The organism is Candidatus Aquicultor sp., from assembly GCF_054640775.1.
Genome location: NZ_JBTSLF010000082.1, coordinates 1 through 12,177 on the forward strand (window position 1 = coordinate 1; position 12,177 = coordinate 12,177).

Here is a 12,177-nt window from a genome sequence, read left to right on the forward strand (position 1 = left end):
CATGGGGTCTAATTCGGAAAATGCTTTTACTGCGTCCTTGGCAACGGCTACCGGGACACCACCTACGGCACTTCCTACATCACCTTTGAACGCTATATCCTCACTTATGAATGGTGCTTGTTGAGAGAATAGATTGCTTAAATCTATTCCATTTGCGTAACCTAAACCTTTGTATAAAGCATCACCAGCGCCAGGTAGAACCTTATCGGCATTTTTAAGAAGATTTTTCATGTCCTCTTCTGGTTCTTGAGGAATATCAAACAACGCGTATATCCCCTTGAGGAAAAGAAGAGCGGTAGAAACCCACATTAACATTCTTAATCCAGATAGTCCGACTCCGCCAGCCGCAGCGTAAACGAACCCTCTTGCGCTTTCATTCTTCCGTAAATCTCTCCATAATCTTCCCCATTGGCCATAATTCATAAATGCGAAGTTCTTAAAGATAGTCATTGAACTTAATACCGATCTTGAAAATTTTGTTGCAAAGTTATCATTATTAAACCCCATTTTGCTTACTACATTATATCCCGGAGGTTTACTTTGTCTGCCCGATGGAGGTCCGTACATCTTGGCGATACTTGTTGAGATAAATTGTTCAAATTTAGAACCGCTTAATCCGGCTTTCTTACCCATCAAATAAAGCGCCCTGATTCCAACCGTTCTAGTTAAATCCTCGGCCATAACTCCTGGGATAGATACTAATTTTAGCAAAGGATAAACACCTACATTGAATTTGCCAATATCATAACCGCTGTAAAGATTTTTACTGTAATGTTTTTTCGGGTCTACTTGTTCACCCAACATTTCCATAGAACGAAGAGGTTTAGCGACTCCTTGCCGCTCCATTCTCTTCATAATGTCTATAAATTCCGGTTCTAATCCGAAACTGGAATCTAATTTATGCCCGATAACATCATATAATTTATTGATTGTTTTCCAGATATAATAATAAGGTGCGACTGCAAGCGAATCGGCAAATGCTTTTTCCGCACTTCCCTTGGGTATTCTAAGTTCTTTTTCGATAACCGGCAGATATGGGATTGTCGTGTTAAATGGTTGAAGAATCTGCTGTACTAGATAAGCAGGCCTTAAACTAAGGTAGATTGTAGAAGCCGCCGCTCTAACGGCAGACAGACCATCCACACCAGTTGCATCCATTTGGTTTCTTAAATGTTTGATATACTTATCTTCATTCGATCCGTCTTTTAATATTCCCTTTTCTTTTAACCGGCCCATTTCTTTCTGCATTTCGTTCATGCCAATTATCTTATGAGTATAATTCGGCAATCCATTAATATGTCTGTAAATGGTTTTTTCAAAGTTTTCGTTAGTAAACTTGAAACCTGGAATATATTGCTTAGGGATGAAGTGTCTTTCAAATCCCTTCGCCTGAATGTTCTTTAACAGTTTTTGAGCAATATCACTATTGAGATCAACATTGGTATTGTTAAATAAATCAATTACGTCCTCTTCGGTCAAACTGTTATCGAGTATGTTTTCTCTCAACTTTTTGAAATTTCCAACAGAAATTTTATCTTCTTCAAATCCTTTATCGAGCAACATCTTTTTAATTTTTTCGGCCCCGACTTCATCCTCCGCAGTTCCAAAATATTTCTCTGTAGGAATCTTTATCCCGTAAACCAGTTGATCCATTTCAGAAATCGGCATATATGCACCGACATAGAATTTATGATCCAACCGACTTGTAGGGATCTCAACTTTATTTCTCCACGGTTCATATTTCTTTTCAACTAATTCAGCACCAATATTTTGCCGTAAGACTACATTTGCGGCCCAAGCATCATTTAAGGCCTGAACTTCATCAAGATTATTCTTATCGGTCTGATTGGCTAACATTTGGTTGAATATATCTTCGGCATCCGGATCGGCATTGAAGAATTCTTCCTTAGCATTTTCGATGAAATCTTTTTTGTTTTGAGAACCCTTTATTTCTTCAATCCCTTCCAAGAATGGATTTTTGTTAATGTTGGTATTCACGATTAAATAAAAATCTTTTTCCTCAAGTAAATCAATCATCTTTTCGCGCATAGGTTTATAAACATTCAGCATGAAATCTTTAGCTTCGTTTCTCAAACCATACTGTTGATTAAATTGATCGTAACTCATTCTTGAACTATACCCGGTGTATTTCCTTTGATCATAAAGGTCTTGGATATATTTGTCAAATGCGTTTAGAACTAAATCTTTCTCGGCTTTTGGAAGTTTTCTGTAAGGTTCGCCTTTCTTCCATAAGTCCTCGGTTAACTCGGCAATATCCTCATTAATATCACGGACAAAGTTCTTATCAATTACATTCCAAATCTTAACCAGTTCAGGATGTTTATCGAAAAACCAAACTGGCGCTGTAAGTAATTCATTGTAAGCTAAGTTAAGATAGGATTCCCTGGCCCGACTCGATACACCTTTGTAAAGCCCCAATCTTTTACCGGCTTCATGGTTCTTTGCAAAGTTGAGTATGTTTTCGGAAACGACCTGGACTTCACTTTCACTTACTACTAAGGTTTTTAACATTCCGCCGGTAGTATCAAATTTCTCTTTCTCTTCAGATACGGTTACATCAGATTCACCCCTATCCCATTTCGGTATATATTCGTCAATCTGTTTGGGCCGGATGGGAGGATTGTTCTTGTCTGTTTCTATGGTTAGATAATAAATCTTTTTTGAATATTGGGAGTGTAATTCCGGAATAGCCCCGCCCGGTATATTTTTTACGTCAGCAGCATCTTTGACAAAGACGACTCCCGATCCGCCAGTCCTCTTTAATATACCCTCAATAGTTCTTACAACAGATTCAGGAGATTTTTCTAATTCACTAACAGGCACAAGTTCAGACCCCCTTAATCTTAATTGCGAATCGTAAGACATAACGAGCGCCATTCCATCGCCGTATTTTAATCCAGCTGCAAGATTGGCCGCATCTTCAAAAGTTCTTGCTCTTGGACTATCCACGTTAAAATGTTTATCGTACCATTCTTGGTTAGGATGGATTGTAGGATTGATATAAGGTTTGTATTGTGCAGAAGTTCCGCCCGGTTTCCAATGAGAGAATTTATCACCGTTTATAATTACGGCGCTATCTACTTTTATATTTGCTTTATATGTTTTAGCAAATAGTTTTGTTAAACGGTCAATACCTTCCACCCTTTCAAAATCGTTAGTAGAAGGATCCACAATTCCAGATGGATGATTATGGATAGGGAATATCTTTGTTGTGCCCTTATCATGTAAATATTTTAATGCTTTAAGAACATCTGAATTTCCGACAATAACATGATCAGAAGCGTTTGAGTTAATTATAACGGTTCCAACAATTCTATTATTATCGTCAAGGCCTTGGAAGGTAAAAGATTCCGTGAAAGGATTTCTGTTGATGTGGTATAAATCGCCAATATCTTGTATGTAGTCGCTAGATAATTGCCTGCCGGAGAAACTTACCGAACCTGTTTCTTTCCATTCATCTCGGACAGTCTTTGCTTTTTCGCTCTTAGGCACGCCCACCGGATCTGTTCTCTCGATGTTGCCGGTTGGAAGAGTAACTTCGGAGAGAAGAACGCTTCCTTTGCTAATTCCCTTTCCTCCATTGCGAGGCGTATCAATGCCCTCTTGTGGTCCAATAGAATCTTGCGATACATCCGCCCCATTTCCTTCCGGGACACTTTCAAGTTTTTCGTTTCTAAAATCATTTTCGATCTTGCTTCTTGTGTCATCCGCATTGTGCTTGCCAAACTTATTCTCCATCTCTTTCTTATTACGATCTAAAATAACATCACCGCCGAACAAACTCAAGTCTTTTCCGAATAAACTTAAATCTCCGCCCTCGGTATATTTATCAAGATCCTTATTAATCTTTCCAAGTTCTCTAATAACTTTTAACGCTTCCGGACTTCCGGGAGGATATTGCTTTAATGCAAGTTGCAAATGCCTTTGATAATCTTGAAGTTTCTGTAATTCATTCCGGTCAAATGATGGTTTGTTTTCGGAAAGAATACTCGGATCGTTAGGATCGAAACTACCATCGTTACCGATTGCAGATTTTATTTGGTTTGGGTTGAATACTACATATTGGTCAATTATCATTCTGCCATCATCAGAATTCAACGCTATTAAACCGTCATAACCCTCGCTTTCGGCTTCCTCTGCATCTTCATGTATAGAATTATCTCCGCTTTGTTTATAGTCAATTGTTCTTGGATTTTCCATTCTAAGATAAACTGGGAGGATCTCTTTCTTGCCCCTGCCCAAAGATGTCTTAGCGTAAACACCAGCCGCTTTTTGACCATTTGTAAAGAATATTAGGCCACCTGATTTTTCTTTATCGAACTCGGAGAATTTAGCGCGGGTCCCATGATAAACCTTTAGCGGCTTTCCGTTTTCATCAACTACCTTTGAATCTCCGAACCACTTCTTAAACTCCGCAGTATCAGTTTGTTTTTGTTCACCAAACTCCGCTTTCTCCTCGGCAATAAAATCCGTTTCTTCATCCTCATCCTCATCTTTACCTTCGTTTGGATCTTCGGCGACTTCTTTATTATCCCTTGCGCCAATAGAGGTTTCAAGTTCTCGTAATCGTTCTTGAATTTCGCTTAACTTCTTTTCATTCTCAAAAGGTCTGCTAAGTATTTTTTCTAAATCCATAGCTTGCTTTTTCAGCTTTTCAATTTCACCTGGTATCTCGGCAATCTTTTCTTGAAGTCCTTGGCCAACTACTACAAATTTCGTAAAGTTTAGGCCCGGTATATCATTAGATAATTTGTAAGCATAAAAACTATCGCCGGTTTCTTTTGAAACGATATGAGCATCATAACGGACCTGATCGAAAAATCCTTCGGAACCATGCGAAGTAGTTACACTCCTATTCGCCATCAAAGTAAATTTTCCGTTGATTTCACCAATGGGAATATTTCTATCCGAACCAACCCAATTCAAACTCTCAAATAATTTTTTAACATCTTCCACGAATTCTTTTTTCTGTTCTTCTTTATAATCTTTTGCTTTATCCTTGTTGCCATTTTCCCAAAGTGTTATCGTAACATCTTCGGCTTTCTCCGCAAAATTCTTTACGTCTTTTTTATAACTTATTAATTGCTCTTCATCCATTTTAATTCTATTCGGTATATGCGCTAAAATGTCCTGGTCGTTGGCTCTCTTCTTCAAATATTGTCTGTATAAACTCTCCTGGAATGATCTTTCACCGCGTAGTCTTACAAGTTCCATCAATCCGAGGTTATTAGTAGCAAGTGCTTTTAATTCAGCCATAGATAACGCTTCGGCAGAACTATCATCAATAGTATCTACGTTAGGGTTCTTATTCATTGATCCTTCGTAAGCAATTTCTTTGTTCTGCAATAATTGCCATTGGTACGCATCGAAAGGATATACCTGCTCACCGTTACCGGCTTTATTTAGAAGTACACCAATTTCTACTTCGTCATGTGTATTGCCCGGCCTTAAAATTCTTTTCTCTGCTTGAAGTAATTGATCGGGACGATAAGGAAAATCTACATGCCATAATTTTCCGAGTAACCTTTGCATGTTTACACCGATTCCCACAAGATCAGTTGAGCCGATAACTACCCGGACCGTACCATTATTAACCATGTTGAATAATCTTTCGCGGTCAGCCGTTTTCGGGAATTCATGGATAAACTTGATTTCTTCTTTCGGTACTCCTTTTGCGACTAACTTTCTCCGAATATCAGAATAAAGATCGAATCCAGCACCGCCCGGCGTACCCATATCAAGTCTGATAAGCTGTGTAGATTTTTCTGCTTTAGTTTCATTCCAATAATCGTAAACAACTTCAACAGTTGTATTTATTTTACTACCCGGTAAATCTTTCCCGCCTACTAAGCGCATATCAACCGATGCTCTCCGGCCCTCACCTGAAATCTTGAGCATATTATCTTCACGTTTATCTTTCGGCAAATTCTCGGCCCTATATGCAAGTGCGCGAACAAAATTTATATAATCTTCGCTCATCGGAAGTTCTATAACAGTTCTCTTACCGTCTTTTAACTTAGGGACTTTTGCAACTTTCGCTAAATCTGATTCAGTAACTATATCCGCAATCTCTGTATAAATCGGCATTAATTGTCTAAGGTTCTCAATGTTCCTTAATCTTGTTTGTTCTTTTACCTTACCGGCAACACTTACTTCAATATCATTATTTATCGCGCCATAAGTAGCAAGCCAGGAATCAAGATTATAAACGCCCAAATCTTTTAATGTTTCGGGCTGCAAATATCTTTGCATAACCACAAATTCAGTAAGCGCATTAGCAACCGGCGTACCAGTTGAGAACACAATGCCGTAACCAAATTTCTTTCTTATAAAATCTGTTTTTGTTGCAAGGTCAACGGCTCTGCCCGAAATAGATTTTCCAATACCCTTTACACTTCCGTGCTTTGTTGGAAGATATAAATTCTTGAACAAATGGGCTTCATCTACAATAAGTTGATCTACTCCAAGATCATCAAAATTCAAAACGTCCTCGGTTTTACTTGCATTTGCTATTTGCGTTAACTTTGCTTCATAATTTTCTTTTTGTTTCAACATCCTTTTTATTTCTTGTAATGCGCTTCTGCTGCCATCACTTTCGGCTTCCAATTCATCTATTACCTCGTCAAACTCTTCCATAGCTGAACGATAAAAATTCGCCATCGCTTCATTTGAAAGAGGTATCATTTTCAAATTACCATGAGAAATAATTACCGCATCCCAATCACCGGATCTAATCTTTGCAATAAATTCTTTTCTACCCTTCGGTTTGAAATCGTTTTCAGTTGGAGATAATATCCTTGCATTTGGATAAAGTTCAGCAAATTCATGCGGGAATTGCGATAACACCGACTTAGGGACCGATATAATTGTTTTCTTCTTTAGTCCAAGTCTCTTAGATTCCATTGTAGCAATAATAATTGTAGCCGTTTTACCCGCGCCCATAGTGTGAGCGAGCAAACTATTTCTTGGCTGCAATACTCTGTAAACTCCATTCTTTTGATGAGGATAAAGCTCAAAATCTCTACCGTTTAATTTTTTCGCTAATCCTGGGAATGTGAGGTGAGTACCATCGTAGCCCCTTGATCTCATTCGATTGAATTTACTATTGAAATGCTCTTCAATGCTTTTTTGAGCAGCTTCGTTGCCGTCAATATATCCCTTAAATAATTGGTGCATTTGTTTAATCAACATAGCCGCTTGATTAGTTGAATCAACATCCAACTCCGAGGAACCGTCTCTCATTTTATCCCAATACTTAGGGAAAGTACCGCTAAAAGCATGGTCAAAGAACGTATAAGCATCATCACCCCTAACGGCAAATTCATTACTGATTTTTGTATTACTTGAATTCCTCTCGGTAACTAAAAACTTACCCGAACCTTGGCTAAATTTTACTTTTACTTTTCCGCCGAAAACTTCTTTGAAAAAGTCCATATATACCTGATCCGGGACGTAAGATAAACCCAAGCGAATATAACTTGAGAAATCCATATAGTATTTGCGTTCCGGCTGGTTAGCTTTTAATGCAGCTACATTGACATCATAATCGTGATTAGTTTTAGCAAGTTCTTTTGCTTCTTCCAATTTAGAAACAACATCACCACTTAAATAATCGTCTGCAGTTAAATATTCTTCGTGAAATTTATAAATCAATGATTCTTTTTTAAGTTCGTTAATAACTGATTTTTCATCGGAATTAAGAAGTTCAGCTATTCTTGGAATGTTAACTTCATTAAGTTCATTAAGAGAAATCAATAAAGCATCTTTCGCATCTTTAGCTACTTTCGGCCTTTCATTTGAAGCTAATACTCTATGTTTCAATATTTCAGCTTTTGTATGGCCGGTGATAATGCCTTTTTCTTTTACAACATTTTCGACCCCCAACAGTTTATAAAAATCTGGATCGGTATCGAGCAACTTGTAATTTTTGGAAGAGTGCAAATGTTTATGCTTCATCACAAATCTATCGTATGCTCTATCCGTTGCTTTTCTGATATTCTCTAGCAAAGCGGAACCATCCGGTTCAGAAGTCTCTAATTCGATAAGTCTGTTATAGTTTTCTTTCAGTTCAATAAAATCTCTCAATCTTATAAAATCATCTTTGCTAACTTTTACTTCTACTAAATCGTCCCCAATCCTTTGGTAAGGTTTGAAATCGACTAATACGAATCCTTTGTTCTTGATATTTGAAACATCTGTTGAATTTTCCGGTTTCGGTTTATAATAATTGTCGTATGCTTCTTTTAACTGCTTAGTCATTCCGTCAACTTTATCGCCGACTTTTTCACGCAGCTTTGCGACAATATCCGCGAACTTTACTATTCCGCCATCGGCAAACGTGGCTATAATTTTTGTGAATTTATCTTCCGGTTTCATTTGACCGAATTCAATCTTTTCTTCCCCAAATACATCCAGGTCCATACCATCGAGTAAATTATCTAATTCACCATCTAACCCTTTGCTATCAAGCCCGACTACATTTTTAGGGAATTTTTGTATTGCTTCTTGAAGTTTTTTGACAATCTGATCATAAGGAAGAGTAACCGTATAATCATTCTCTTTATTCATCGAGCCGACCATTTCTTCTTTACCAATAATCATTTCCGGATGTTCAACAAAGTATTCGTTCTTATTATTATCATACTCAAGCGGGACTGTTTTCATCCAAGCTACATTCTTATTCGCATTTTCACCGCGCTTCTTACGAAGCACAATTAAATCCGCCACGACTTCCGTATTGGCAATTCCTTTGAAGGTTGATGAAGGAAGTCTTATAGCGCCAATAAGTTCGGCATCTTTGGCCATAAATTCGCGGAAATTTTTATCAACACTATCCATCGTATATCTGGAAGTAAGATAAACTATAAGGCCGCCTGGTTTGGTTTTCTCGATTGATTTTGCAAAGAAGAAATTATGAACTGATAATCTAACTTTACCGTAATATTTATTTTTGTCAATTTTATCAATTACTTGATTTTGGCCGTAAGGCACATTAGAAATGAATAGATCCACACTATCTTTCGGCAGATAAACTTCTTGAAATCCTTTATGCTCAATATTTGTATCTGGATATAACAGTTTAGAAATACCGGCAGAAATTTCATCTAATTCGATTCCCAAAAGTTTTGTTGGTTTTACATCATCCGGCATGAGAGAGAAAAATAATCCGCTGCCCATTGAAGGTTCGACCATATTTCCAGAAGAAAATCCAAGATGTTTAACGAGTGAGTAAATTCCTTTTACTATATCCGGTGCTGTGTAGTGAGCGTTTAGAATAGAAGCCCTTGCAAATTTATATTGTTCGGGAGTAAGAAGGTTTTTCACTTCACTATGTCGTTTGTCCTTTTCAGTAAATACAGATTTTAATCCACCCCATCCGGTATACCTGGAAAGAATCGCTTGCTCTTCAAATGTAGCTGGACGTTTTTCAGAAGTAATTTTCTTTAATAATTCGATTGCAGTTATGTTTGCTTTATATTTATCGGTAGGAGAACCAAATAATGATTCAAATTCTTTTAGAGTTTTAGTTGTATGCTTAAAGTTTCCTACATTGGTAGAAAGTCCCCTCTCACCCTCTCCCACGCCAGAAGTTCCGCTTGCCCTCCCGCCGTTGGTTCCAGTTCCGGTATCAGTTTCTTCGCCTCTCTCATCATCATCTTTGCGTATGCTACCGCTTCGCTTTGGAGATTTCCCGCCGCCGTTAGTTCCTTGTACTTTTTCCGGTCCATCGTCTGCCAATAGACCTTCACCATTTGGACTGTTGATGCTAGACTGTGTACCATTCTCGGCCTCTTCATTTGTGTTTAACTTACCATTTTCTTCGGCTGTTGTCAATGAATCATCTGCTTTACTATATTTTTGCTCTTCAAGATTCTTTAACCATTGAGTAAGAAATTTATTCTGATCATTTTTCTCTTTAAGATTTACTTGCCCTCCGCTTGGATAAACCTCTCTGTAAATTCCCATATTATCCTGCTGGAAGTGTAATGCTTCGATAAATCCATTCTCTTTATCTATCTTCAATTCCATATCCGGATCGGCCATAACATCACCATTCTGAATATAATTATGAGCAATAGCAATATTCATAAATCTTGGACCGTTGCTAAGAACATCCACGGATAAAGGCATCATTCCGCCGGTTTCATCATCGTAACTATCCTTATCCCCATCGGCATAAAGCTTTGTAACATCACCGGCTTTCATATCCAAGAGGCCGGGAATAACTTTTTGGATTGCTTCAAAGTTCTTTCCGTAAGTAGTCGCCGGTGCTTTTGATTTTACAATTTGTGTCTCTGCTGGTTTAGAGAATTTTTGATCATGCGTTATATCTCCCGCCGATTCTCTTATCCTTTCTTCAACCGGTTTAACCGAATTTGCATCATCCCAACCTTTTAACCACGCATCCAATAATTGAGAACCGCCCTCACCAATTTTAAGATGATGAGATTCAAGATAACCCATAAACTCGGTATCTAAAGCCGGTACTCTTTTCAATCCTTCCTTGAAAGCACTTGCGCCAAAATCTCTACTAATTCTTTCGTCTGCAGATTTATCGCTGGGCTGCATTAAGGTATGGCCATCATCCAATTTTTCAGTTCCGCCACCGCCAAATTCAGTTTGCGCCCACTTCATTTTTGAATCGGAGAACTTGGAATACCAAACATGATTTCTTACGCTCCATCTAAATCCATTATGCTTCAATTTATTTATCACATCCGGATGAGGTTTACTATCAAACTTAATTTCTACACCGTTTTGCGCTTCATTCTTTCTAACAGTTATTCCTTTGTTGGTTACATTTGTAACGGAAGAAGTTGCATTTGTAACTGTCGGCATACTTACTATATGGATATTCGGAGTAACCGGAACTTTCATTTTGCCCAAGGTTATATGTAATCTTTCAGCTTCTTGAGGATATTTTTCAATCCACTTATCTAACTCGGTTTCAAAATATTCATAATTCTCTTTATTGAGGTCAGCTTCTTTAGTGTGCGTTTTAATTACATCCGGTTTCCTTGCTCTATTTGCTCGTTCACGAAACTTTGTTTCTTCTTCTTTTGCATATTTAATTTTTCTTACTAGAACTTCCGGAGTTACATACTCTTCTTTTTGAAAATCTTTAGTCCATTTATTCTTTTCCTTGATAAGAATATCCGGGACCGCATTTTTATCTTCCGGCGTTTCAATCGGTTCAATCTCTTTTTCACTTGCCATGTGGATCAAACCATTATCGGTTTTCACATCGTAATGGTGCTGATATTCTTTCGGAGATTCCCCTTGCCCATACATCCAGGTAGTATGAGTAGAAGTATCTGCTTTTATAATTTCACCAGTACGACCTTTTATATTATCCCAAGTTGCATCTAATATTTTTACTCTCGTTCCTACTTGATATTTAGGTTTAGTCTTATCCGTAGTGTTTATCGGTGGATTAACTACTTTCTCTGTAGTCTCTTTTTCTTTTTTAACCGGCCTACTTGCTTTCTGATTCTCAATAGTTTTATTGTAAAGTTCTTTAGCTAGTTTTGGAACATTTGTTTTATCATTTAATAGTTCGTTATAATCTTCAACGTATTCCCGAGGATCCTCTAACTCACGATCTAATGTAATATTAGTAGCAAATTTTTTGATTTTCTGTTCGATAGAAATAAGACTATTCTGCTCATCACCGTATTCTACGGTATCTTTGACATTCTGATCGTTCAAAATTTCTTTTGTAATCCGATCAATGAAATCCGTTTTCTCTCTCGATTTTTTCGGTTTGGTTTCTCCATACTGATACTTCCGGACCGTCTTTAGTTCATCCATCTTGTCGGCAATCTCATCACTTGCCGCAGCCGCATAAGCACCGTAAGCTTGTTTAAGAGGATCAATCAACATTTTCACATTGTTGCCAATCTTACTTTCAAGTTCTTTTACAATTTCATCAAACTTATATAATCCGTTTTCAATTCTGGAAGTAACTAACTTAGTCCCCTTTGCAAGTTGTTCTGATGTTAGTTGTTTCGAGAATTCCGCTTTCTCTTCGCTAACAATATCCGTATCGTTACTTACTCCAAGACTATCCATAAAGTCTTGTAGATCAGAATCTATTTCTTTCTTAACTTTCTCTTTTTGTGTATTTATAAGTGAAGTCGGCTTGGTGGGAGTTTG

Annotated in this window: 1 protein-coding gene; it reads right to left on the minus strand. The window is 37.6% G+C overall.

All coding sequences use genetic code 11. The annotated features are described in order from the left end of the window. On the minus strand, positions 1-12,177 hold a 12,177-nt coding region (locus ACYC56_RS08115), incomplete at both ends, for an ADP-ribosyltransferase-containing protein (protein ID WP_461373677.1).